This window comes from Camelimonas fluminis, from assembly GCF_014656355.1.
In the GTDB taxonomy this organism is placed as follows: Bacteria; Pseudomonadota; Alphaproteobacteria; order Rhizobiales; family Beijerinckiaceae; genus Camelimonas; species Camelimonas fluminis.
Genome location: NZ_BNCG01000001.1, coordinates 244,970 through 268,937, shown reverse-complemented (window position 1 = coordinate 268,937; position 23,968 = coordinate 244,970). Strand labels below are relative to the sequence as shown.

The 23,968-nt window shown below is 67.0% G+C and carries 18 protein-coding genes; 6 read left to right on the top strand and 12 right to left on the bottom strand.

Annotation, left to right across the window (positions count from 1 at the left end):
- Positions 1-250: 250 nt before the first annotated feature.
- Positions 251-748 carry a hypothetical protein gene (locus tag IE243_RS01150; protein ID WP_244642589.1) on the bottom strand — a complete coding sequence of 166 codons (498 nt, stop codon included), beginning with the start codon at positions 746-748 and terminating at the stop codon, positions 251-253.
- A 452-nt stretch (positions 749-1,200) separates the two neighbouring features.
- Between IE243_RS01150 and IE243_RS01145 the strand changes: the two genes are divergently transcribed.
- From IE243_RS01145 to IE243_RS01135, 3 genes are all read left to right on the top strand, one after another.
- Entirely contained in the window at positions 1,201-2,016 is an 816-nt protein-coding gene (locus tag IE243_RS01145) for a 16S rRNA (uracil(1498)-N(3))-methyltransferase (protein WP_191317895.1), read from the top strand.
- Between the two features lie 435 nt (positions 2,017-2,451).
- Positions 2,452-3,819, top strand: coding sequence for a glutamate--cysteine ligase (locus IE243_RS01140; protein ID WP_191317503.1), 1,368 nt, complete (start codon positions 2,452-2,454; stop codon positions 3,817-3,819).
- 149 nt (positions 3,820-3,968) lie between these two features.
- Complete coding sequence (locus IE243_RS01135) at positions 3,969-4,190, top strand: hypothetical protein (protein ID WP_191317502.1); 222 nt, start codon at positions 3,969-3,971, stop codon at positions 4,188-4,190.
- Between the two features lie 333 nt (positions 4,191-4,523).
- Here the strand turns inward: IE243_RS01135 and IE243_RS01130 are convergent, their stop codons facing one another.
- The 5 genes from IE243_RS01130 to IE243_RS01110 form a co-directional block, all read right to left on the bottom strand.
- Positions 4,524-4,976 (bottom strand): hypothetical protein, encoded by a 453-nt coding sequence (locus IE243_RS01130; protein ID WP_191317501.1) that lies wholly within the window; start codon positions 4,974-4,976, stop codon positions 4,524-4,526.
- Positions 4,977-5,394: 418 nt separating this feature from the next.
- Positions 5,395-6,195 (bottom strand): tyrosine-protein phosphatase, encoded by an 801-nt coding sequence (locus IE243_RS01125; protein ID WP_191317894.1) that lies wholly within the window; start codon positions 6,193-6,195, stop codon positions 5,395-5,397.
- A gap of 646 nt (positions 6,196-6,841) precedes the next feature.
- Positions 6,842-7,324: a hypothetical protein gene (locus IE243_RS01120; protein WP_191317500.1), complete on the bottom strand. Its 483-nt coding sequence runs from the start codon at positions 7,322-7,324 to the stop codon at positions 6,842-6,844.
- A 564-nt stretch (positions 7,325-7,888) separates the two neighbouring features.
- On the bottom strand, positions 7,889-9,217 hold the full coding sequence (locus tag IE243_RS01115) for an ABC transporter ATP-binding protein (protein WP_191317499.1): 1,329 nt from the start codon (positions 9,215-9,217) through the stop codon (positions 7,889-7,891).
- A gap of 110 nt (positions 9,218-9,327) precedes the next feature.
- Positions 9,328-11,061: an ABC transporter permease gene (locus IE243_RS01110; protein ID WP_191317498.1), complete on the bottom strand. Its 1,734-nt coding sequence runs from the start codon at positions 11,059-11,061 to the stop codon at positions 9,328-9,330.
- 344 nt (positions 11,062-11,405) lie between these two features.
- On the opposite strand from IE243_RS01110, the gene IE243_RS01105 reads away from it, so the two are divergent.
- Entirely contained in the window at positions 11,406-12,677 is a 1,272-nt protein-coding gene (locus tag IE243_RS01105) for a hemolysin family protein (protein WP_191317497.1), read from the top strand.
- Between the two features lie 68 nt (positions 12,678-12,745).
- Here IE243_RS01105 and IE243_RS01100 read toward each other — a convergent pair whose 3' ends face one another.
- The gene (locus tag IE243_RS01100; protein WP_244642587.1) at positions 12,746-13,213 is read right to left on the bottom strand and encodes a nucleoside deaminase; all 468 of its coding nucleotides are present in this window, start codon (positions 13,211-13,213) and stop codon (positions 12,746-12,748) included.
- Positions 13,214-13,271: 58 nt separating this feature from the next.
- Between IE243_RS01100 and IE243_RS01095 the strand changes: the two genes are divergently transcribed.
- Complete coding sequence (locus tag IE243_RS01095; RefSeq protein ID WP_244642585.1) at positions 13,272-15,812, top strand: pseudouridine synthase; 2,541 nt, start codon at positions 13,272-13,274, stop codon at positions 15,810-15,812.
- Between the two features lie 529 nt (positions 15,813-16,341).
- Entirely contained in the window at positions 16,342-16,893 is a 552-nt protein-coding gene (rsmD, locus tag IE243_RS01090) for a 16S rRNA (guanine(966)-N(2))-methyltransferase RsmD (RefSeq protein WP_191317496.1), read from the top strand.
- A 321-nt stretch (positions 16,894-17,214) separates the two neighbouring features.
- Here the strand turns inward: rsmD and mutL are convergent, their stop codons facing one another.
- The 5 genes from mutL to lspA form a co-directional block, all read right to left on the bottom strand.
- Positions 17,215-19,254 carry a DNA mismatch repair endonuclease MutL gene (mutL, locus tag IE243_RS01085; protein ID WP_191317495.1) on the bottom strand — a complete coding sequence of 680 codons (2,040 nt, stop codon included), beginning with the start codon at positions 19,252-19,254 and terminating at the stop codon, positions 17,215-17,217.
- A 125-nt stretch (positions 19,255-19,379) separates the two neighbouring features.
- Positions 19,380-20,693 (bottom strand): M16 family metallopeptidase, encoded by a 1,314-nt coding sequence (locus tag IE243_RS01080; RefSeq protein ID WP_373301524.1) that lies wholly within the window; start codon positions 20,691-20,693, stop codon positions 19,380-19,382.
- A gap of 88 nt (positions 20,694-20,781) precedes the next feature.
- Positions 20,782-22,098 (bottom strand): M16 family metallopeptidase, encoded by a 1,317-nt coding sequence (locus IE243_RS01075; protein WP_191317493.1) that lies wholly within the window; start codon positions 22,096-22,098, stop codon positions 20,782-20,784.
- A 277-nt stretch (positions 22,099-22,375) separates the two neighbouring features.
- Complete coding sequence (locus tag IE243_RS01070; RefSeq protein WP_191317492.1) at positions 22,376-23,086, bottom strand: hypothetical protein; 711 nt, start codon at positions 23,084-23,086, stop codon at positions 22,376-22,378.
- Positions 23,087-23,399: 313 nt separating this feature from the next.
- Complete coding sequence (lspA, locus tag IE243_RS01065; protein ID WP_244642712.1) at positions 23,400-23,894, bottom strand: signal peptidase II; 495 nt, start codon at positions 23,892-23,894, stop codon at positions 23,400-23,402.
- Positions 23,895-23,968 lie beyond the last annotated feature (74 nt).

Sequence of the window (23,968 nt, the reverse complement as noted above, 5' to 3'; positions counted from 1 at the left end):
GCCCTCTACCATTGAACGGAGACGGTTTCACCGTTCTGGCGAGGCGCGTTACGGCGAACCATGATCCGGGGGCCGGCGGGCAGCCGGCGGCGCGAGCGCCGCCTCAACAGGCCCCCGACAAGGCAATGCGGCGCGATCAGATCGCGCCGCCGCCAACAATTCCAGAATTGTCAGACCCGGCGCCAGGCCGGTCTCCGCCCTGACGGGGGTCGCCATCAGGCCAGCACGCGCCGCGTCTGGCGCCAGCGGCTCAGAGCGCGCCGGCAGGGATGCTGCGCTGTCCGGTCAGACCAGGGCCGCCCAAGGGGCCGCCGCCGCCGCCAGCGCCGCCCTGCGCCGCCTGGGCGCGAGCGCGCTTCTCCATCTGCTGGATCTGCGCCGCCACCTTGCAGGCCTGGCCCCGGATGCCAATCGCCTTCTCGTGATCCGACTTGAGGCCACCAAGGAAATTCTCGGGGATCTGGCACCACGCCTTGTTGGCTTCCATCCACTTGACGGTTTCGGCGCCGTTGGACACCAGCTTGCCAAAAGCGCCGCAAGCGGCGCGGGCGTCCATTTTCTTGCCGCCCTTGCTCAGCTTCTGAATGCCGTCCACAAGCGATTTACGCTGGAGCAGCAGCGTCTGCATCTTTTCGCATCCAGGCGGCGGCGTCTGCGCCAGGGCTGGCGCAGACGCCATAACGCCCAGGCTGACGATTCCCGTCGCGATCGACATGGCGAGCGACATACGCCGAACTGGCAAACTCATTAACATTCCCCGTTTTCTGTCCACGACGCCATCAAACCACGCTGCAAACCACCTTGCCCGCCAGGTCCGGCCAGCGCTGTCGCGGCGACCGTCTGGCTGCCTGCCGCGTCGCAGATTCGCAACGCCGTCGCCGCAACAACGACCTCACGTCACGCCCAGCCAAAAATGTAAAACCGCAACATGCCAGTGAATTATGGCCCCCATTGGACCAGGATCACGGGCTGCGATCACTCCGACACAACTAGCGCTAACCACAAGTGTTTATCAATATGGTTTATTATGGGTTCAACATCGCCATTTTCGCGCCGCGACGAGCCATGGCGACGCCGGCGGAGGTGACCGGGGGGCTGTTTTGGGAGCGCCGCCCACGCTATCCGGCCTGACGGCGCGGCCTGTGCGCCGTGAATGACAGCACGAACAACCGGGACGAACAGCAGGGACGAATGACAGGGATGCCCGATTTGCGCCAGAACGATGTCTCCGGCCATGACGCCTCTCCGCCCCGCCAGCGCGACCGCCGCGCGCCGCGGCTGTTCGTCAGCCAGTCCCTGGCGACCGGCGAGACGCCAGTCGAAACCGTGACCCTGGAGAAGCAGCAGTCGCACTACCTCACCCATGTGCTGCGGCTGGGCGTGGGCGCGCGGGTGCTGCTGTTCAATGGCATGGACGGCGAATGGAGCGCCCGGATCGTCGGGGCGGCGCGCGGCGTGGTCACCCTGGCGCCTGATGATCGCACCCGCCCGCAAGTCTTCTGTCCGGATCTGCATTATCTGTTCGCGCCGCTCAAGCACGCCCGCCTCGATTACATGGTGCAGAAGGCGGTCGAAATGGGCGTCAGTCGCCTGGCGCCCGTCATCACCGAACGCACCGAGGCCCGCCGCGTCAATCTCGACCGCATGCGCGCCAACGCCGTGGAAGCTGCGGAGCAGTGCGAGTTGCTGGCGATTCCCGACATCGCCAGCGAAGAGCGCCTTGCCGCCGCCCTTGAGCGGCTGGAGCCAGCCCGCGCGCTGATCTTCTGCGACGAGGACGCGCCGTGCGCCAATCCCGTGGAGGCGCTGCGCGCCCTGCCGGCCGGCCAGCCGCTGGCGTTGCTGATTGGGCCAGAAGGCGGTTTTTCCGACGCCGAGCGCGCATTGATCGGTCGACGGTCCAACGTCGCGCGCATCTCCCTCGGCCCCCGCATCCTGCGGGCGGACACCGCCGCCATCGCCGCCCTGGCCGTGGTTCAGGCCACGCTTGGCGACTGGGGCCAACTGACGGACTGAGGCGGGCAGCAGCAGCCCCGGCGCGTTTTTCACGAAGAAAATACGTCCTTATGGGCGGCGAATTTTACGCTATCATTCTGATTTATCGCGCTTTCACGACGTGGAATGACATCAGCCCCGCGCAACCTGCCCTGACTGCTGGCGTTCCGCGCATGGCGACGCGGCGACGGCAGAGATTGCAGGCGACCTTCAGGGCCCTTATGAACATGGCGGAAGGCAGGCTGCGCGTCCCCGCGCGGCCCTCCCCCGCCGCCGGGATTCGTTCCCGCGGCGATCGGTCCGGGAGCCGGATGCGTTTACACGGATGCGCGCTGCGCGCCGTTGTAAACCGCACAGCCGTCTCTCATCGACGAGTCTGGCGGTGCGCCGGGACGGAGCCAATTTCGGGCGCCGGGCCGACGCAACATGCTCCTGGCGATTTCCGGAAAGACACACATGGCGCGCGATGTTTCCGATGCCACGCCGATCGGTTCCCGTGACGAGCTGGTCAGCTGGCTGGAAAGCGGCTGCCGGCCGGCGGATGACTGGCGCCTGGGCACCGAGCACGAGAAGATTCCCTTCCACGTCGCCGATCACAGCCCGGTTCCGTACGATCATCCCGCCGGCATCCGCGCGCTGCTCGACGGCCTGGCCGCCCGCACCGGCTGGGCGCCGATCATGGAGGACGACCACCCGATCGGGCTGTACAGCGAAGACGGCGGCGCCATCTCGCTGGAGCCCGGCGGCCAGTTCGAACTGTCCGGCGCGCCGCTCGCCACGCTGCACGACACCGCCGCAGAACTTGACGCCCACCTGGCCGACGTGAAGGCGGTCGCCGGGCCGCTGGGCATCCGCTTCCTGACCCTGGGCATGAGCCCGCTGTGGAGCCGCGCCGAAACGCCGGTGATGCCCAAGCAGCGCTATGGCATCATGCGGCGCTACATGCCGAAGGTCGGATCGCTCGGCCTCGACATGATGTTCCGCACCTCCACGGTTCAGGTGAACCTGGACTTCGGCAGTGAAGCCGACATGGTGCGCAAGCTGCGGGTTTCGCTGGCCCTGCAGCCGGTGGCCACGGCGCTGTTCGCCAATTCGCCGTTCACGGAAGGCAAGCCCAACGGCCTGCTGTCGATGCGCTCGCATATCTGGAGCGACACCGACGCCGACCGCACCGGCATGCTGGCCTTCGCTTTCGAAGACGGCATGGGTTTCCAGCGCTATGTCGACTATGCGCTCGACGTGCCAATGTATTTCGTCAAGCGCGGCGAGACCTATATCGACGTCGCGGGCGCCTCGTTCAGGGACTTTCTCGACGGCAGGCTGCCAGCGCTGCCGGGCGAAACCGCCTCGCTGGCCGACTGGGCCAACCATCTCTCCACCATCTTCCCCGAAGTGCGGTTGAAGCGCTTCCTGGAAATGCGCGGCGCCGACGTGGGCGACCGCGACATGATCGTCGCCTTGTCCGCCTTCTGGACCGGCCTGCTCTATGACAGCGTCGCCCTCGACGCCGCCTGGGAGCTGGCGAAGGGCTGGACGGCGGAGCAGCGTCAGCAATTGCGCGACGACGTTCCCGCCCAGGGCTTTGACGCCCGCATTGACGGGCGGAGCATGCGGGAACTGGCCGCCGACGTGCTCGCCCTGTCGGAGCAGGGGCTGGCCCGCCGGGCGCGCAGCAACGCCGCTGGCGCCGACGAGCGCATCTGGCTGGCGCCGCTCCAGACCATCGTGGCGGAAGGCCGCAGCAACGCCGCGCGGCTGCTGGCGCGTTACCACGGGGATTGGCGCGAATCGGTGCTGCCAACTTTTACTGAATGCGTGTTCTGAGCTGCGGTTATCCGCGCCCGTCTGCAACTTTTGTAGAAGCTCTGTAACTTCCTGTCGGATGGGCATTCCAGCCGCGACGGAATTGGCTCTACAATGAACCTCCGGCCGTCACGCGGCCGGAGCGCAGCACGCGGTTCAGGAGACACCATATGCACGACAAGCCGCAGGAAGGCCGTTTTCTCGATAACCTCGGGGTGATCGAAACCATCGAGAGCGACAACATTGTCCGCTGGGACGGCGTGCGGCTGTATATGGAATGCGACGTCTACCACAATGGCCAGCTCGTCCATTCCAAATACCGGCGCAATATCAGCAAGCCGGTGGCGCAGCATCTGCTGTCGTTGCTGCAGGACGTGATCCGGACGAACTGAACAGGCCCAGGCAAAGCAGCCGGACGTCCCCCTGAAGGGACATGGAAACGTCGGGCCAGATCCATCGGATCTGGACGACGGAGCAATCCGCGTGGAAGCTGCCGCCGCTCCGGCGAAGCGAATCCTGCCTGTGGTGTTTTCTGGTCAGACAGGGAACGCAGGAAGAAACGCGGGGCGCTTCAGCCTGACCGGAGCGCGCCAGACGCGCAGTGGCCGGAAGATGCCTTGGCCGGAAGATGCCCTGGCCGGAAGACGCAAACCGGAAAACGGGCGGCGCCGTTTTCCGGAACGATGGAACGGATGGCCCTGCTGTTCCAGGGCGCCCGCTGCGTTTCAGGGAAGATTATAGCCAGACTGGGCGCACATGCGCTTCACCACCTGCAAAGCCTCCGCGTCGGTCGCAACCAGGGCAAGCTCGCCGGAGCGGATTTCCTTGCGGGCGGTGCGCACCGCGGCGAGGAACGGCTGGAAGCCCAGATAGTTGCCAGACCCGTCCTTGGCGTTCAGGTAAGCGCAATAACGCCCCTGGCCCTTCTCGAAAGTCTGCATGTTCAGCGGCAGCCAACGCCATTGCACGCTCTCCGGATCGTTCAGGCCCGGCGACAGGGATTTGGCCAGCGCCGCCTGCTCCGAAGCATGCAGATCGCGGGTCGGCGTATCGGAAACGAGGCTGTTGTCCACCCAGAAAATATCCGCCGCGTCCTGCATGAAGACCATGGCGGCGATGCCGGCGACGAATACGCCGGTGGCGACGGTGAACAGGGTTTTCCGGGTCAGGAACGACATGACGATATATCCGCGGCAACGGTCTGCTGTCAGCAGAGGCAGATGAGATGGCGCATGCAGGATGCAGGCTGTCCTTGCATCAGGAACCGCGCTGAAGCCAGAACAAAATTCATCCGGGCTGAAACGGATGTTTTCCGGCGCCCGAGGTCCGGCGCGCCCTTCACCGCAAGGCGTTACGCCGGGCGCGCGCGTGGAGCGCGCCCAGGCATGGGCAGCCGCTGTCACATCTGGCGACGCGCCAATGAAAAACTCATAAATTCCATCATAAAATCAACAGATTGCCAAAACGCCGGTTCTGACATTCCAGCGCCCGGCCTCAGGCGATGCGAGGGGCGGCGCGCCGCCGACCTCAGGCATGAAGCAGACAGAACCCCATGAGCCAGGCGCATCGGGTTCTGGCCTTGTCGATGTTACGCTCTCAAGCGGTGTAGCGGGCGATCACCGCGTCGCGGTCAGCGTCGCCGAAGCCGAGATGGCGCAGGTAGCCCTCGACGGAGCCGTACTCCTCGTTGACCGACGTCAGGGCGATATCCAGATGGTGGCCAGCGACGCCAAGGAACGCCTGCACCGCTTCCTCAGGAACCGGCCGGCCGAGCGCCTCGGAGAGGGTCTGCTGCACCTGTTCGCGACGGGCGTCAGTCATCGTCAGTTCGTTGGTCAGCAGATAGTCGGCGATGATGTCATCGCGATGCACGCCGAGGATGGAATGAATCAGCGCGACCAGCAGGCCGGTCCGGTCCTTGCCCGCCGCACAGTGCACCAGCACGCCGCCGTCCAGCTCTGGCAAGGCCCGCAATGCCCGGCTGAACAGATCCTGATGACGCTCCTCATGCAACGCCTTGCTGTAGTAGCCCTGCAGATAGGCCTCGATGGAGGCCGGAGTCACGTCGGATTTGCGCAGGAAGGCCAGATGCGGCGTTTCGGCCTCATCGCCGATGTCATTGTCAATGACCGAGCCAGCCCAGTTTGCCGGGCGGCGGGAGGGCTGGTTCTGGCGCTCCGTTGGCCGGCGCAGATCGACGACGAGGGCCAGATTGAGCCCCGCCATGCGCTCCAGATCCGCGTCGGTCGCCAGATTCTGGTGCGCGGCGCGGAACAGCCGACCCGTCACGACACGGCCGCCAGCCCCGGTGGAATAGCCGCCGAAATCACGAAAATTGACGATTGCGTCGTAAGTTAACACCCGGTTCCAGGCCGTCGCCTGATCGCCCTCAGCCATCGTTCTCACTCGTTTCCTGCCTGTTCTGATACATTTTCAGACGGAGTAAATAGCATTTCGCGCTGAAGAAAATGCGTCAATTCAAACCGCCGGAGCAAATTCAGCTTCCGCTGACCATATTTGCTCCCGTCCGGCCCGCCAGCGCGCCGCCAGATCGACCACGCCAACACCCGCGCCGGCAAGCGCCGGCGCCCCATTCAGGCCAAACCTGACCGAGCGGTTTTACCGCGCCTGGCGCCCGGGGCCAAGTCGGGCGCAGACCAGCGCCCCCCTGTGCCCCAGGCGCCGACCGGCGCCTGCCTGCCCGAACGGGGCAGATCCGCCCAAGCGGCTTTTCCGCCCAGCCTTTTTCCTTCATGGGGTGCTTCCGAACCGGCGCCGCCCATGTCCTGCCCCAGCGCTTTTTGCGCCGTCACCAAGCTCCGGAGCCCGACCTGGCCTGGCCGGAAAGTGCTCCGGACAGGCGAAAAAGCCGCGCGGCAAAAACCGCGCGGCCGACAAAGGCGAACCGGCCAGCCCGGCTGTCCTGTCAATCCGGAATCACGCAGCCCAAGCCCAACAGCCCTGCTCTGGAGCAAGGATCGTCCCTGTCCCGCATATCAGACAAAAGGCCATCGCACCCGGGCAAGGGCGTTCGCCGCCTGTCTCAGCTCTTCAGGCGCTTGTTGCATTCGCTGTAGTAGCCGCCGCCCTTCTGGATCCACTTGAGCCCGCCATTGCCGTTGGTGGTTTTGTTGGCGTTGTACTGGTCCAGGCAGGTATGCATGCGCTGCTTCGCCGGTTTTTCGGCCGAATACTTGGGCGCGATCGCGCGCGGGAACACCGCGGATCCGGCGGCCGCTGGTTGGGCCGGCTGGGCCGGCGCCGCCTGCTGGCCCGGTCGCGCCGGCGCCGTCTGGCCTGTAGCTGGCGCGGCGCCCTGGCTTGCCGCAGGCGCCGCCGGAGCAGCAGCGGCGGCTCCGCCTTCTCCACACTGGGCCTTGCGGAAGTCGTTCCATTTCATGGAGCCCAGCGTTCCAGCGGCCTGGGCCGCCTTATACTTCGCGCTACACTCCTGCATGGTGAGGGCGCTGGCCGGAGCCGCCATCAACAGGCTGGCGCCCAACGCCGCCAGGCCGCCCAGCGCCATCGCGCGCCACGCCGGCGCCGGAAACGCTCCAGTGTCGACGCCTGTCCGCGATGCCGGAAATCTTGTGCGGGAAATATGATACGCCATCAGTCTGACCCCTGGTTGATGCGAACAGAACAGCAGTGTTCCCCGCCCCGATCAACTGCCGCTCAGCACAAATTGACGATCTCACAACGGATTGCGAAGGCCTCGGCTCCGCAGTCCATGAGGCCCGGGCGTTGTCCGGGTCCGGGCGCCTTCCAGTAAAGCGCATGCCTTTTTCCGAAACAGAAAGATAAGCTGCTTCGAAGGGGCTGAACACATTCCCGTTTCAGTCTGGCAGGAACCTGTTCAAGAGCAAAAATCGCCCATTCCATCTCGTGGGACTCGCGCGCCCGGAACGAACGACGACAACCTCCCGGCTCTATCCTGTCGGCGCAACCTCTCTACATCAGGGACGACGCCTTCATCTGGCGCGCCACATCGCGGCGTCTCTGCTCCGCGCCCTGAAGCGCGCTTGCGTAATCATTAAATATTCAAAACAATATGTCAAAAATTGAGCATTACAACAACCTGTCGAATGCCTCACTCAGGATCATCTAGACTGAAAAATTCTGCCTGCTCATCATATGAGAAAAGTTCGGCGTAGCGGCCCCATGACACCGCCGTGTTCAAGGTCTGCTCCGCGTAGTTTTCGGACATGGCGTCCTCCAGCTCGGCGCGGAATTTGGCGGCGGGAACGCGATGGTCGGCGCGCTGCTCAAGCTCCTGGTGAATCATCCGCACCAGCGGCACGTGCTCGATCAGTTGCTGGGCGAACAGATCCTTGCGCGCATCGGTCTCCATGCCGGCGAACGCCATGCCGGCGTCCGTCAGATGCAGATCGCCGTCCTTCATGTCGGCGAAACCGAGCAGTTGCAGCGCCTCGCCCAACTGCACCATCTCGTCGGCCTCCAGCTGGTGGTCGCGGGCAAGGTCTGGCAGGTCGGCGCGACCGTTCCATGGCTCGCCGGCCACCGCTTCCAGCATGCCGGCCATGATATTGGTGGAAACCGGCTGCAACGCCAGCGGCGAGGCGCCGCCCTCGCCTTCGCCCTCCAGCTGCGCCGGGGACCGCCGGGTCATGCGGGCGTAAACGTCGTCCACCACCTTGCGGAAACGCGGGTCCTGGCGATTGCGCGGGTGCGGCAGGGTGATGCGCACCTGCGCCGCCACCCGGCCGGGGTTGGACGAGAAGATCAGGATGCGGTCGCACAACAGCACCGCTTCCTCGATGTTGTGGGTGACGATGAGCACCGCGCCCACCGGCAGGCGGTCTTCCATCCACAGATCGACGAGGTCGGTGCGCAGGGTCTCGGCGGTCAGCACGTCGAGGGCCGAGAACGGCTCGTCCATCAGCAGCAGATCCGGATGCATCACCAGCGCGCGGGCAAAACCGACGCGCTGGCGCATGCCTCCGGACAGCTCGCGTGGATAGGCGTTCTCGAAACCGTCAAGGCCGATGAGGTCGATGGCCTGCAGGGCGCGCCGGCGCCGCTCCGGCGTGTCGACGCCCAGCGCTTCCAGCCCCAGTTCAACGTTTTCCTGCACCGTCAGCCACGGGAACAGGGCGAAGCTCTGAAACACCATGGAAACGCCGCGCGGCGGACCGTCCACCGGCTGGCCATGGAACAGCACCTCGCCCGAGGTCGGCGGCAGCAGCCCGGCGGCGATGCGCAGCAGCGTCGACTTGCCTGAGCCCGAGCGGCCAAGCAGGCCGATGATCTCGCCCTGGCGCACCTCAAAATTCACGCCGTCGAGCACGGCCAGGGCCTCGCCGCTCGCCTTGGCGAAATCACGCTTGACGTGGCGGACTTCCAGCAGGGTTGGCCGCCCGGTGCGCTCCTGCTGCGGCCAGGCTGTATCGCGCGACATCCGCTTGCACTCCGCTTGCGCGCCAAAGCCGGGCGCGTCGATTTCAGGGCTCTTGCGGCATTTCCCGGCGGGAAGACAACCGGCCGCCGGAAGAATGCGTCAAATGGGTTTCACAGCCGGAACCGGCGCTCGATCCAGCCGCGCAATGGCAACCACAGCACCCGGTTCAGCGCCAGCACGAACAGCGACATGACGGTGACGCCGAGCACCACGCGCGGCAGATCCCCCGCCTCCGACGCCTGGGCGATGTAGGAGCCAAGCCCGGCCGCCACCAGCTTCACGCTGCCCCATTGGGCGATTTCCGCCACGATGCTGGCGTTCCAGGCTCCGCCGGCGGCGGTGAGCGCGCCGGTGACATAATAGGGCAAAATCCCCGGCAGGATGAGCGTGCGCCAGCGCAGCGCTCCCCTCAGGCTCAGGCTGCGACCGGCTTCGCGCAGATCGCCCGGAATGGCGCTGGCCCCAGCGATCACGTTGAACAGGATGTACCACTGGGCGCCAAGAGCCATCAGCACGGTCAGCCAGATATTGGGATTGCCGTGAAAGGCGACGATGCCCGCCACCACCACGGGAAACAGCAGGTTGGCGGGGAACGCGGCGGCGAACTGGACAATGGGCTGCGCCCGCACCGCCACCCACGGCCGCATGCCGATCCACACGCCAATTGGCGTCCAGAAAATGCTGGCGAGGATCACCACCGCCATCACCCGCAGGAAAGTGAAGCAGCCGAGCCGGATCGCCTCGACAAAATCCGCCGGAGCAAGTGTGACGCGAATGAAGGAGATGATCAGCCACGACGCCCACAGCGCCCCGACGACCACGACCACCATCCACAACAGGTCGAGCATCCGGGCGATCCCGGGCGGCAGCTGCGGCATGATGCGCCGGCGCCGGCCTGGTCCGCCATCCAGCCGCAACTGCCCGAGCTGGCGCAGCAGGCCCCCCGCCGGCGCCACGATCGCCCGCAGCACCCGGGTGCGGCGGAAAAAATCCAGCAGCCACGCGCCAGGCGCCTCGGCGGCGTCGCCGCCGTCGCCCGTCATGCGGAACTTGTCGGCCCAGGCTGTCAGCGGCCTGAACAGAACCTGGTCATAGATGAGAATGACGACGATCATGGTCAGCGTGGCGTAGCCGACCGCGTGCAGATTGCCTTCATCCACCGCCCTGGCCAGATAGGAGCCAACGCCAGGCAGGATGATGTGCTGGTCGCCAACCGTCAGCGCCTCCGATGCGACGATGAAGAACCAGCCGCCCGACATGGACATCATCATGTTCCACACCAGCCCGGGCATGGCGAAGGGCACGGTCAGGCGCCAGAATTTCTGCCAGGCGGACAGTTGCAGGCTGGCCGCCGCCTCCTCCAGGTCGCGCGGCGTATTGCGCGCCGACTGCAGGAAGCTCAGCGCCATGTTCCACGCCTGGCTGGTGAAAATGGCGAACACGGCGGCGAATTCCGCGCCGATGATCTGGCCGGGAAACAGCCCCAGGAAGAACGTGATGGTGAAGGTGAGAAAGCCCAGCACCGGCACCGATTGCAGGATGTCGACCGCCGGCTCCAGCACCATCGCCAGCTTGCGGCTGCGGATGCACAACGCGCCAAAAGCCATGGTGAAGGCCAGCGACGCCGCCATGGCGGCGAGCATGCGCAAAGTGGTGCGCAGCGCGTAATAAGGCAGATGCGCCGGATCAGTGGTGACCGGCGGAGAACGCAACGCCTCCAGCGGCGCCGCGGCGTCGCGCGCGCCCATGGCGATGCTGACCATGATCGCGACCAGCAGGGCGAAAGCGACGATATCCCAAACATTTGGAAACCATCGACGGCCCAGGAACGGTTGCGTGATCATCTGGCGGGAACCTGCGCGGCCTTCTGCAAAAAAGCCCAGCCCGGAGGAGACGTGCGAATGGGGCTGGCTGGCGCACCATAGAGCAGGTTCGCCGGGCTTTTACCATATCAAACCCGCCGGTTACCGAACTATGACAAAGGGGTGACGCGGCGCCAAACCCGACATGCGTCGCGGGTGCGCGACGGCCTCGTATTCCGCATCGCGCCAGGCCGCGAACGCCCGAACGCGCTCCTCAACCTCTCGCCATGGCTTGTTGATTTGCGCCTATTGATTTGCAGAAGCAGAAACCTCATCCTCCCTTGCCTTCTGAGGGAGAGGCGGCTGAGCAAGCTTGCCTGTAACCGGTGCTTGAACTTTTAATCGCCTTTCTGCTTATCGTTCTTAACGGCCTTTTCGCGCTTTCCGAACTCGCAATCGTCTCCTCCCGCGCCTCCCGCCTGCGCGTGATGGCTGAACGCGGCCAACGCGGCGCCGAGGCGGCGCTGGCGCTGTCGGAAGAGCCCGGCCGCTTCCTGCCCACCGTGCAGATCGGCATCACGCTGATCGGCATCCTCGCCGGCGCCGTGTCGGGCGCCGCGCTGGGCGGCCGGGTTTCAGAGATCCTCTCCGGGTTCGGCTTCAGCCGCCAGATGTCCGACGCCCTGGGCTATGGCGGCGTCGTCGCCGTGATCACCTTCATGTCGGTGGTTATCGGCGAGCTGGTCCCCAAGCAGTTCGCCCTGCGCCATCCGGAGCCTATCGCATGCGTCATGGCTCCGCCCATGGCGGCGTTGTCGAAGGCGGCGGCGCCGCTGGTGTGGTTTCTCAATGTCACCACCCGCGCCCTGATGTGGCTGCTGGGCGCCCGCGACGACGGCGGCAGCTCCATCACCGACGATGAAATCCGCACCATCGTCGCCGAAGCCCGCACCGCCGGCGTGATCGAGCCGGCCGAGCACCGCATGATCGGCGGCGTGCTGCGCCTCGGCGACCGCTCGGTGCGCGGCCTGATGACGCCGCGCATGGAGGTGGACTGGATCAATGTCGATGACGATGACGCCGCCATCTACGCCCAGATCGCCGAGAGTCCGCACTCGCGCTTCCCGGTGATTGAGGGCGACGCCGACAATGTCATCGGCGTGGTGGTGGCGCGCGACCTGCTGCGCGGCCTGCGCGCCGGCGCGCCCCTCGACATCCGCAGCCATGTGCGGGCGGCCCCGGTGGCGCCGGACACGCTCAGCGCCCTTGATGTGCTTGAGGCCCTGCAGAAGTCGGCCGTGCCCATGGCGCTGGTCTATGACGAATACGGCCATTTCGAAGGCGTGGTCACGCCCGCCGACGCACTGGAGGCCATTGTCGGCGCCTTCATTTCCGACGAGCCGGACGATGAGGACGCGGTGCAGCGGCAGGACGGCTCCTGGCTGCTCTCAGGCTCCATGTATGTGGATGAACTCGGCGATCTGCTCGGTCTCGATCTGCCTGAGGAACGCGACTACGACACCGTCGCCGGCCTGGTGATCGACGCCATGCGCCGTCTGCCGCAAACCGGGGAAGCCGTCGAGGCGCTCGGCTGGCGCTTCGAGGTAATCGACATGGACGGAAGGCGCGTCGACAAGGTGCTGGCGAGCAAGGTCTGATCGCAAACGCCAGCCTCGCCGCGCGCCGGGATTGCCCTCGCCCGGCCGGAACTGATTCGCGCCCTGTTTCAGCGCTTTGCGGCGAAGAAATCCCGCAACAGCGTCGCTGAGGCTGTCTCGCTGATGCCGCCATAGACTTCCGGCGCATGATGACAGGTGGGTGAGGCGTAAAGGCGCACGCCGCTGTCAACGGCCCCGCCCTTGGGGTCGGCGGCGCCGTAATACAGCCGCCGGATGCGGGCGAAGGAAATCGCCGCCGCGCACATCGGACACGGCTCAAGGGTCACATAAAGATCACAACCGATCAGCCGCTCGTTGCCCAGAACAGCGGCGGCGGCGCGGATTGCAAGGATTTCCGCGTGGGCGGTGGGGTCCTTCAACTCACGCGGACGGTTGCCGGCGCTGGCGATCACAACCCCATCGCGCACCACCACGGCGCCGATCGGCGTCTCGCCGCGCGCCCCGGCGGCGCGGGCCTCGCCCAGGGCCGCATCCATCATCGAGCCGGCGCCCCGCGTCCATCGCGCATTTTCCATGCGATCATCCTGCATTGATCTTCTCGCTAAGCGGCCCCGCCTCTGCTATCACGCCGCAATGACGGACAAAACGGATAACAGGCGCCCGCCCCGCCCAGGACGCGGCGGCAATGGCAATGGCGGCGGCCGTGACGGCGGCGGCGCGCGCGGATCCAGAACTGGCGGCTTCGGTGGCGGACGCGACCGGGACTCGCGCGGCGACAGACCCGCTGGCGGCAAGCCCGCAGGCGGCGGCTTTGGCGCGCGCGGCGGTCGCGGCGGCGACAGGCCGCCCTTCGGCGAGAAGCGCCCCTTCGGCGAGAAGCGCGGTTTCGGCGAACGCCGGCCGGAAGGCGGCCCAGGCCGGCCGGATCGCGGCCCCCGGCCATTCCGCGGCGAGCGTCCCGACAACCCGCGCTTCGGCCAGGACCGTCCGCGTCAGGATCGTCCGCACCAGGAGCGTGGCGGACCGGCGCGCGGCAGACCAGAGCGCGACGGGCAGAAACGCCACTGGCAGGAACGCGGTGGGCAGGAACGCGGGGGACAAGAGCGTCCGCGTGGCTTCGCCGGGCGTCAGGACGGGCGTGACGGCGACCGTCGCTTCGGCGGCGAGCGCGACTTCAGCCGCCATGGCGGCGAAAACAGAGGCTTTGAGAAGCGGGGCTTCGGCAAGCGCGACGGCGCGCCCCGGCGCGACGCCGGCCACTATGGCGACGCCAGGCCAGCCTTTTCCGGTCGCCCGCGCCCGGAGAGCGGTCGCGGCAGCTACAGCGAACGTTTCAGCGATCGCCCGGCCGGGCGTCAGGAGCGAGATCGCCCCGATCGCAACCGTCCGCGTCCGCAGACCGAGCGCGTCGAGCGTCCCGATGGCCGCGAGCGTCTGGCGAAGGTGATGGCCCGCTCTGGCGTGGCCTCACGCCGCGACGCCGAGATCATCATCACCGCCGGCCGCGTCAGCGTGAACGGCCAGGTCATCCAGTCGCCGGCCATCAACGTCGGCCCGGCCGATCACATCCTGATCGACGGCAAGCCGATGCCGGCGCGCGAGCGCACCCGGCTGTGGCTCTACAACAAGCCCGCAGGGCTGGTGACGACGCAGTTCGATCCGGAAGGCCGCCCCACGGTGTTCCAGCACCTGCCGGGCGACCTGCCGCATGTGATCTCGATCGGTCGTCTCGACATCAACACCGAAGGCCTGCTGCTGCTCACCAACGACGGCGGTCTGGCGCGGGTGCTGTCGCACCCCGAAACTGGCTGGCTGCGCCGCTATCGCGTCCGCGCCTATGGTCAGATCACGCCCGACGCGCTGCTGGCGCTTGAGGACGGGGTCACCATCGACGGGGTTCACTACGGTCCGGTGCAGGCCAGCATCCAGCGCCAGCAAGGCCACAATGTGTGGCTGATGCTCGGCCTGCGTGAAGGCAAGAACCGTGAGGTCAAGCGCATTCTTGAGCACCTTGGCCTCAGGGTGAACCGCCTGATCCGCATCTCCTTCGGCCCGTTCCAGCTTGGCGACATTCCGGAGGGCGCCGCCGACGAGGTGCGCCTCGCCGTGCTGAAAAGTCAGCTTGGCGACGACCTAGCCCGCCGCGCCGGCGTTGACTTTGAATCTCCGGCGCATGAGCGCGATCCTGGCGAAGGCCGCCCGGCGTCGCTGCTGCCGCCGCGCATTCCGCACCGCCTGCCCGAGCAAGAGGCGGTCGATGCGTCGTTTGACGAAGGCGTGGAGGAAGAGTTCCGCGAGGCCATCAAGGGCAAGCCGTGGAAGGACAACGCGCCGTTCGACCATGAGGACGGCTGGTTCGAGCCTGGCGGCCGCAGGGCGGCGATGCGCGCGGCTGAGGGCGAAACTTACGCCCGGACCGCGCCCGCAGCCGCCCCGCCGGCGCCGCGCGGCACGCCGGACCCCTGGCGCCCCTCCCCTGACGATCCGGCGCCGCAGAAGGCCGTCGGCTCGCGCGTCGGCCTGAAGCGCAGCACCTGGCGCGACGCCGATACGGAAGCGGCGCGCGCTGGCGCCGGCAGCCGCAAGCCGCGTCGCGGCGATGATCCGCTGGCCGCCCGCGCCGAAAGCGGCCAACGCGCCCATGTCCGCGCTGGCGCCGTCGCCAGCCCTGGCGGCCGCCGCGTGCTGGTGGAAAAGGTGGTTCGCGAAAAGCCGGTGGATGAGCCGCGGCGCAATGCCCGGGGTCGCGGCGGCGACTTTGGCGAGCGCGCGTTCGGCGACAGGAGCCCATCTGGCGACCGTCCCTTCCGCAGCAACGACAGGCCATTTGGCGGCAAGGGACGCTCCGGCGGTTTCGGCGCCCGTGACAGCGGTTTCGGCGACAGGCCGCCGCGCGGCGAGCGCGCGCCTGGCCCAGGCCGCGACCGTTTCGCTGACGATCGGCGCGATGGGCGCGGTCGGCAGGACGGTGGCGACAGGCGGGAATTTGGCGACAGAAAGAGCTTCGGCGGCAAACCGTCCGGCGGCAGGCCTTTCGCTGGAAAGCCCGGCGGCAAGCCGTTTGGCGAGCGCCCCTCAGGCGGCAGGCCGTTTGGCAAACCGGGCGGCAAACCCCTTGGGGGCAAGCCGTTTGGAGGCAAGCCAGGCGGTGGTCGCGGTCGCCCTGGCCGCTGAGCCGCCGCCGCCAGGCCGCCAAAGCACTTGCCAAAGTACTTGCCAAGGTACTTGCCAAAGCACTTGCAGCGGTGCGACGTCCGCTCCGGATGGCGCCCCGCTGCATCAACACCTCATGCCCGCACGTGTCGCGGGCATCCTCATTCCACCGTTTTATGCGGGATACGAATGTGGACCTGAGCCCCCCCTGGAGCAGAAATCCGTTCATACAGAAGCAGGTTTTCGCTTCATCCGTTTGAACGAACACGGGTTCTTCACGCGAACCGGCATTGACCCAGCTTGAAAACGCTTGAGCATTTCCAGTGAAAGCCAGGTCGCATAAAATGCTCGACCGCTTTCATTCAACGCATTTTCTTTATGAAAAGTTGGTTTCCGCTTTTCCGGAAAATGCTTTAAAGCAGGCTTCGATCAATCTGGATCGCGAACTGCTCCAGTTCTTTTTGTTTTGAGCGAATTCTGATCGATCCGCCGTTTCCGGTTGATCGGAGAGCGCTCGAGCGGGCAACCTTCGAACACAGGACGTCTCCCCTTGAGGATTGTCGCCGGCAAGTTCCGGGGCCGCGCGCTGGCCTCGCCCAAAACCCAGGCGGTGCGTCCCACCTCGGACCGGCTGCGAGAGGCGGTGTTCAACGTGCTCAGCCACGCCTATGACGACCCGCTGCGCGACGCCCGGGTGCTGGATCTGTTCGCCGGCACGGGCGCGCTGGCGATCGAAGGGCTGTCGCGCGGCGCCGCCTTCGCCCTGTTCGTCGATGATTCCGCTGAAGCGCGCGGCCTGATCCGCGCCAATGTCGATGCACTGGGTCTTGGCGGAACCAGCCGGCTGTTCCGCCGCGACGCGACAAAACTCGGCGCGATCAGCGGCATGCCGCCATTTTCGATGGTTTTCTGCGATCCGCCCTATGGCAAGGGGCTGGCTGAGCAGGCGCTCGCGAGCGCCCGCACGGGCGGCTGGCTGACCGGCGACGCGCTGATCGTCGTCGAGGAAGCCAGCGACGCCAATTTCACCTGGCCCGACGGCTTCACCGCTTATGAGGAACGCAGCTACGGCGACACCACCGTCTATTTTGGCGGCGTTTAAGGGACCATGCTCCACGGCTGGCCGCCGCCGCGATCCACATAACCGCCCGCATCCCAAAACGCATCACGCCGCGCGCGTTTCGGGCAGCCGCGCCTGCTTCGCCGGCAGGCCTCCGCTGAGTTGCCCGGCGCTGGGCCGGATGCGACGCGCCAGAGCCGGCAATGAGCCTCGCAGCTCTCCGTGGCTGACAGGAACAGATCCGGCAACGGGGCGGAGGTTGGTGGCGCGGCTTACGCCTGGCGTCCTGTCCGGTCAGGTGAACGTCAGCATAGTGAGAGCGCGCGGCAGCGCGAACCCGGCGGCCTGACACGGGTTCCCGCCTCAGCGCCGCCCGAACAGCTTCTCGATATCCGTCAGCTTCAGCTCCACCCAGGTGGGGCGACCGTGATTGCACTGGCCGGACAGCGGCGTCGCTTCCATTTCACGCAGCAAAGCGTTCATTTCCTCTGGCCGCAGGCGGCGCCCGGCGCGGATCGAGCCGTGGCAGGCCATGGTCGCCAGCACGTGATCCAGCTTTTCCTCCAGAGCCCCCACATGGTCCCATTCGGCCAAAGCGTCGGCCACATCGCGCACCAGCCGGCGCAGATCGCATTTGCTCAGCAGCGCCGGCGTTTCGCGCACGCACAGGGCGCCGGCGCCAAACCCTTCCACCACCAGCCCCAGCGCTTCCAGTTGCTCCGCCGCCGCCAGCACCCGGTCGGCGTCCACCGGATCGAGTTCGACCACTTCCGGCACCAGCAGCAATTGCCGGGCGACGCCCTGTACGGCGCGCTGGGCCTTCAGCCGCTCATACACCAGCCGCTCATGCGCCGCGTGCTGGTCGACGATGACCACGCCGTCAGTGGTCTGGGCGATGACATAAGTGCCGTGCACCTGGGCGCGGGCGGCGCCCAGCGGCTGTTCCTGTCGCGCCAGATCCTGATCGAAAGCCGCCCCCTGAGCCTGCGGATCATCGCCATCCACGCCAGCCGGCGTTGACGCCCGCGCATCGGCGGAGGGAGCGACCAGATCGCTGAACACGCCCTGAGCGCCATCGGAGAAACCGGCTACGGCGCCATCGCCCGCCCAATCCCGGGCGGCCGCCTCATATGAAAGGTCGGTGTGCGGCGCACCGTTGCGTGCAGCGGTGTGATCAGGTCCCGCCCCAGCATCAACAGGAGCTTGCCAGTTTGCCGGCGGCGGCGCGTGGCGCGGCGCCTCGCGCCAGCGCTGGTCCCACGCATTCACCACCCGGGCGGCGGCCGGTTGCGGGCCGGAGGTCACCCGGCCGGAAGCGCGATCGGAGCCGGACCAGGCGTCGCCGCCCAGCGGCCGGCCGGCCTGCAACGCCTCCAGCGTGCGCGAGCCGCCGGTGGTGGATGAACGGTGGCCGGCGCGATGGATGGCCTCCTTCAGGGCGCCGATCATCAGGCCGCGCACCAGGCCGGGATCGCGAAACCGCACCTCCGTCTTGGCCGGATGCACGTTGACGTCCACGTGGCGCGGATCGCAGGCGATCAGCAGCGCCAGCGCCGGATGGCGCCCGGCGGGCAGCACGTCCATGTAGGCGGCCCGAACCGCGCCCTGCACCAGCTTGTCGCGCACCGGCCGCCCGTTGACCATGACGTGGATATGGCTCGGGCTGCCACGATGCCATGTGGGCAGACCAGCGAAGCCGCTCAGCTCCACGCCTTCGCGCGCGGCGTTGATGGCGATGGCGTTGGGGGCGAAGTCGCTGCCCAACAGTCGGGTCAGGCGCGCCAGCAGCGCATTGGCGCCGGTTTCGCGGGGCAGCGTGATGGGGGTGAGGTGATCGCCGGCAAGGGTGAAAGCCACGCCAGGATGCGCCATGGCAAGACGCTTCACCACGTCGGCGACGGCCTGGGCCTCGGCCCGGTCGGTCTTGAGAAACTTCAGCCGCGCCGGCGTCGCCATGAACAGGTCGGCGATTTCCACCCGGGAGCCGCGCACCCCGGAGGCTGGCCGCACGGGTCCCTTGACGCCCGCCTCCACCACGATCTGGCTGGCGGCGTCCGCATCGGCCGTGCGCGTGACGATGCTGAGCCGCGACACCGCGCCAATCGATGGCAGCGCCTCGCCGCGAAACCCCAGGGTGGCGATGGCGAACAGGTCGCCATCGGGAATTTTTGAGGTGGCGTGGCGCTCGACCGCCAGGGCCAGATCCTCCGGCCCCATGCCGCAGCCATCGTCGGTGACGCGGATCAGCCGGCGGCCGCCGGCCTCAACCACTACCTCGATCGCCGTCGCCCCGGCGTCGAGCGCGTTCTCCACCAGTTCCTTCACGGCGGCGGCCGGGCGCTCCACCACCTCGCCAGCGGCGATGCGGTCAACCAGAACCGGGTCGAGGCGCCGAACCGCCATTCTGGATACTCCTCAAAGCGTTTCCCGGCGAAGCACACGCCGCCTCACGTAGGGGAAGGCGCTCAATCAGCGGGCAAACGCGTCAAACCTGCGGGGTCTGGCAGGCTCCGGTCAATATGAACGAACTAGCCCTGGCCCGTCAGGCCAACCGGCTTGCCTGCCGTCACCACCAGCAATTTGCTGGCGTCGAAGATGCGGGCGGCGGCGCGCCGCACGTCCTCGCGCGTCACCGAGGCCACCAGATCGTTGCGGCGGTCGATGTAATCGACGCCCATCTTCTCCAGCGACAGATGCAGCAACTGGCCGGCGATCTTTGACGACGTGTCGAAATGCAGCGCGTAGGAGCCGATCAGATACTGCCTGGCCAGCCGCACCTCGTCCTCGTCCGGTCCCTCGGCGCCCATGCGGGCGATCTCGGCGGAGATGACCTCGATCGATTCGGCCACGCGCTCATTCTTGGTGGCGGTGCCGCCGAAGAACATCGCCGCATGGCGCATCGGATACAGCGCGCTGGAGACGCCATAGGCCAGGCCACGCTTCTCGCGCACCTCCCTGAACAGGCGGGCCGAAAACACCCCGCCGCCCAGAATGTGGTTGGCGATGTAGGCGGCCATGTAGTCAGGATCATGCCGGGCGACGCCAGGCGCGCCAAAGCGCACCACCGATTGCGGCGTATCCACCTCGACCACGCGGCGCACGCCCTGCCCCTGCAGTTCGATCTGCGACACCTGCGTCAGATCGCTGGCCTGCGGCAGATCGCCGAACGCATCGTCCAGCAGGGTGCCGAGCACGTCGGCGCTCACCGCGCCCACCGCCGCCACGTGCAGATTGTCGCGCGCCAGCACGCCGGCCCGGAAGGCCGAAAGATCGTCGCGATTGATGGCGGCGACGCTGTCGAGCGAGCCGCGCACCGACCGGCCGTAGGGATGGCCAGCGAAGGCCGTTTCATTGAAAGCGCGCATGGCCAGCACGTCCGGATTGCTGGCGTCATGGCGCAGCCCGGCTTCGATCTGGCCGCGCACCCGGGCGATGGCCTCCGGCTCCAGCCGCGCTTCGTTCAGCGCCAGGCGCAACAACTCCACCGCCTTGGGCAGATGGCTGACCAGGGTCTTCAGCGAACCACGGAACGCATCGCGATCGGCGCTGAAGCGCAGTTCGATGGCGTGGTCGGCCAATTGCGTCTGGAAGGCGTCGGAATCATACGGCCCGGCGCCCTCATCCAGCATGCCGGACAGCATGTTGGCGACGCCTGGTCGTTCCGCCGGATCCTGCGAGGCGCCGCCGACAAAGGCGAACTCCAGCGCCAGCAGCGGCACGGCGTGCTCTTCCACCAGCCAGGCGTGAACCCCGCCTGGCGAGGCGACGACCTGCACGCTGGCGGGCGATTTCTTGCGCTCCGCCCCGACGGCGGCTCTGTCGAGAGTATCTGTCATGTTCATTCCGTAGGGCGCGGACGCGCCGGGGCGGACAACAGGTTCAGGGCGACGGCGCAAGCGAAAGCCGCCGCGCCGCGCCTGAAAATGCGAACTATTGCGGCTCGAGACGACCCGTCACCGCCGTGCGGGCGTTCAGCCATGCGCGGGCGGCGTCCATCACGCCCTCCGGCGTCACGGCGGCGATGCGCGCCGGCCATTGCTGCACGTCGGCGATGCTCTCACCGATGGCCAGCGCCGAACCGTAGACCCGGGCGAGCGTCGCCTGGCTGTCCTGGGCGTAGACCATGTCGGCCACCAGCCGCGTTGTCGCCCGGCGGAAATCCGCTTCGTCGACGCCCCTGGCGATGAAATCCGCCACGGCGTCGTCGATGTGCTTTTCCAGGTCATCCAGGGAGACATCCTGGGCCGGCGCGGCGGTGACGCCGAAGCGGGTCTGGTCGACGGCCGAGCCGAAATACCACGCGCCGGCGGAGACAGCCTTGGCCTTCTCCAGCACCAGCTTGCGATACAGCACCGAAGTCGCGCCGCCACCGAGCACCTCGGCCAGCACGTCCAGCGCGCAGGCGACCTCGTGACCGCCCGTCAGCGTCGACGGCGCCAGATACAGCCGGCGCAGCAACGGCTGCTCGACGCGGGCGTCGGAGACCGTCACCCGGCGCGCCGCGCGCGGCGGCGGCTCCTGCGGGCGCAGCCGCTGCGGTCGCGCCGCCGAAGCGATGCGGCCATAGTGCTCCTGGGCCAGGGCCTGCACCGCCTCCGCCTCCACGTCGCCGGCGACCACCAGAATGGCGTTGGAGGGCGTGTAGAAGCGCTGGTAATAATTGAAGGCGTCGTCGCGGCTCAGCCCCTCGATCTCGTGCATCCAGCCGATGATCGGCAAGCCATAAGGGTGGTGCGTGAACAGCGCCGCGTCCATGGCCTCGGAGAGTTGCTGGTCCGGATCGGAATCGGTGCGCATGCGCCGCTCCTCGATGACCACGTCGCGCTCCGGCCCGACAACCGCTTCATCGAATGACAGATTGGTCATCCGGTCCGCCTCGAAGTGCATCATCTCGCCCAGATGCTCTTTGGCGACGCGCTGGAAATAGGCGGTGTAATCGTAGGAAGTGAAGGCATTCTCCTGGCCGCCGATGGCGGCGACTGCGTCGGAGAATTCGCCTTCCGGGTGCTGCGTCGTGCCCTTGAACATCAGGTGTTCGAGGAAATGGGCGATGCCGGATTTGCCGACCGGATCATCGGCCGAGCCGTTGCGGTACCACACCATATGCGTGACGACCGGGGCGCGTCGGTCCGGAATCACCACCACGTCCAGCCCGTTGTCCAGCGTGCTGGCGCACACGACCGGACCGTCCGCGCCGGCCTGCGCCTGCTCCTCAACACGACGCGCGGCGTCTGTGGCGCTGCTCATGCTTGCTCCTGACCTTCATGCGTCGCATCCGCGACGCGCATATGCTTCGCAACATAGTCCCTGGCGCCGCGCTTTGTAAGCGGCATGGCGAACCGCCGCGCCGGCGATGGCTCCATTCACATGGAAGCGGCGCCGTGACCGCCGATGAGCGGCGGAGCATGGTCCCATCAGTCGGGCCTCCTCCCACCCAAAACGAAACCCGGCGAACCACAGGGCCGCCGGGCAAAATCATCGATCAAACGTCCATCACCGCGGGTCCAGCCAGACCCGCGCCGGATCAGTCTTCGCTGGGCTTCAGGAAGTCACGTTCCGGCGTGCCGTCCTTGTTATAAGGAACCGGGTCATCCTTGGTCGCGCGCATCGGCGCGGTGCCGGCCGGCTTGCGATAGCCTGTCGGCGGCTGCAGCAGGGTTTCACGCCTGGGCTCGTAGTTCGGGTCAAGTTTCTTGCCGTCCCCGTCGGTCGCGGTCGCCCGCAGCTCATCGGGATCGACCCACGTCGCCGCGCGGCCATCGCCCAGCACCTTGCGCGGCTGGTTGTCTTCCGCCGCATGCTTTGGCTTGCGCGAAATCCGCTCCATCTCATAGACGCTGAGGCGACCACCGTCCTGCACGCGGTTGTCGCTCGGGAACGGCACCGGCTTCTGCCGCTCGGCGGCCTCGCGACGGCGACGTTGCAGATCGGCGTCATCCGGCCAGGATTCGGCCCGCCTGGCGGCCGGAGGCAACGGCGTCGGCAGCTTGCCGGTGGAGGGCGGCAGCGCCAGCGGCGCGCGCTCATGATAGCTGATCGGATCGCGCTCTTCGTCAATCACGCCCATCTTGCCGAGCAGGTTCTTCATGAACACGCCCTCTTGCGCATGGGCGGCGGAAACGGCGAGCGTCGAAAAACCGATCACAGCGGCGAAACCGAACGCCAGCGGCGCGCGGCGCGACATGGCCACGGCCCTGGCCGGGCGCGCGACGCGTTTGGAAAACTTGAGCGCCATTGGTTCTTTATCCCCCTGCGGCTGCCTCCCCTGGGTCGCCGCCGTCAACAATATGCTCGCCGGGGCGCGCCAGCCGTCCGGGCGCTCCGACAGGTCGATAATTGATGCTTCCGCCACCGCATGCCCCGACGGGGCGAACGCCGCCTTGCGTCAGGAAAACGCGCAAGATCAATGATAGCAAGACCAAAGACATACGGCAAAGCTCCGAGCCGTTTTGACCGAAACTCCGCCCCACCAGATCCGGCGCGCGCGCAGATCCAGCATTTTTGAAGCCTACATATGCGGCGCCAGTATGGCCACCGGTCATGACGCCTCAGGGTGAATCCGCGCTCTTTTGGCCAGCGCCAGAGCCGAAAAACGAGTCGTACAGCAGCGCGATCACGCCAAAAACAATGGCCGCGTCAGCCACGTTGAAAACGTACCAGCTGAAATCGCCCACATGAAAGTGGACGAAATCGACAACCGCGCCCCAATAGATCCGGTCGATCAGATTGCCGACGGCGCCGCCGATGATCAGCCCAAGCCCCAACGCCAGCATGCGGGTCCTGGCTCGCGCCAGCCAGACGCCCAGCAGCACCGTGGCGATCACCGAGCCGATCACCAGCGCCCAGCGCCCCACGGCGTGGGGCATCTGGAACAGGCCGTACGAAATGCCCCGGTTCCAGACCAGCACGAACTCCAGAAACGGCGCCAGCACCATCGGGGGCCGGTTGGCGATATCGGCGCCGAACATCAGCCAGAGCTTGCTGGCCTGATCCAGCGCCAGCACGATGATGGCGAGCGCGACGCCAAGGCGGACCGGGCCCAAGCCCGCCCGCCCCTGCGTTCCGCCGGTCCGGTCTGCCTGGTCAGGCTGGCTGGCGGGGCCGTCGCCAGCCGCCA

Excerpts from the sequence above, each read along its gene's own strand:
- IE243_RS01150 (WP_244642589.1), bottom strand. The coding sequence starts at position 748 with ATGAGTTTGCCAGTTCGGCGTATGTCGCTCGCCATGTCGATCGCGACG.
- IE243_RS01145 (WP_191317895.1), top strand. The coding sequence starts at position 1,201 with ATGCCCGATTTGCGCCAGAACGATGTCTCCGGCCATGACGCCTCTCCG.
- IE243_RS01140 (WP_191317503.1), top strand. The coding sequence starts at position 2,452 with ATGGCGCGCGATGTTTCCGATGCCACGCCGATCGGTTCCCGTGACGAG.
- IE243_RS01135 (WP_191317502.1), top strand. The coding sequence starts at position 3,969 with ATGCACGACAAGCCGCAGGAAGGCCGTTTTCTCGATAACCTCGGGGTG.
- IE243_RS01130 (WP_191317501.1), bottom strand. The coding sequence starts at position 4,976 with ATGTCGTTCCTGACCCGGAAAACCCTGTTCACCGTCGCCACCGGCGTA.
- IE243_RS01125 (WP_191317894.1), bottom strand. The coding sequence starts at position 6,195 with ATGGCTGAGGGCGATCAGGCGACGGCCTGGAACCGGGTGTTAACTTAC.
- IE243_RS01120 (WP_191317500.1), bottom strand. The coding sequence starts at position 7,324 with ATGGCGCTGGGCGGCCTGGCGGCGTTGGGCGCCAGCCTGTTGATGGCG.
- IE243_RS01115 (WP_191317499.1), bottom strand. The coding sequence starts at position 9,217 with ATGTCGCGCGATACAGCCTGGCCGCAGCAGGAGCGCACCGGGCGGCCA.
- IE243_RS01110 (WP_191317498.1), bottom strand. The coding sequence starts at position 11,061 with ATGATCACGCAACCGTTCCTGGGCCGTCGATGGTTTCCAAATGTTTGG.
- IE243_RS01100 (WP_244642587.1), bottom strand. The coding sequence starts at position 13,213 with ATGGAAAATGCGCGATGGACGCGGGGCGCCGGCTCGATGATGGATGCG.
- IE243_RS01095 (WP_244642585.1), top strand. The coding sequence starts at position 13,272 with ATGACGGACAAAACGGATAACAGGCGCCCGCCCCGCCCAGGACGCGGC.
- mutL (WP_191317495.1), bottom strand. The coding sequence starts at position 19,254 with ATGGCGGTTCGGCGCCTCGACCCGGTTCTGGTTGACCGCATCGCCGCT.
- IE243_RS01080 (WP_373301524.1), bottom strand. The coding sequence starts at position 20,693 with ATGAACATGACAGATACTCTCGACAGAGCCGCCGTCGGGGCGGAGCGC.
- IE243_RS01075 (WP_191317493.1), bottom strand. The coding sequence starts at position 22,098 with ATGAGCAGCGCCACAGACGCCGCGCGTCGTGTTGAGGAGCAGGCGCAG.
- IE243_RS01070 (WP_191317492.1), bottom strand. The coding sequence starts at position 23,086 with ATGGCGCTCAAGTTTTCCAAACGCGTCGCGCGCCCGGCCAGGGCCGTG.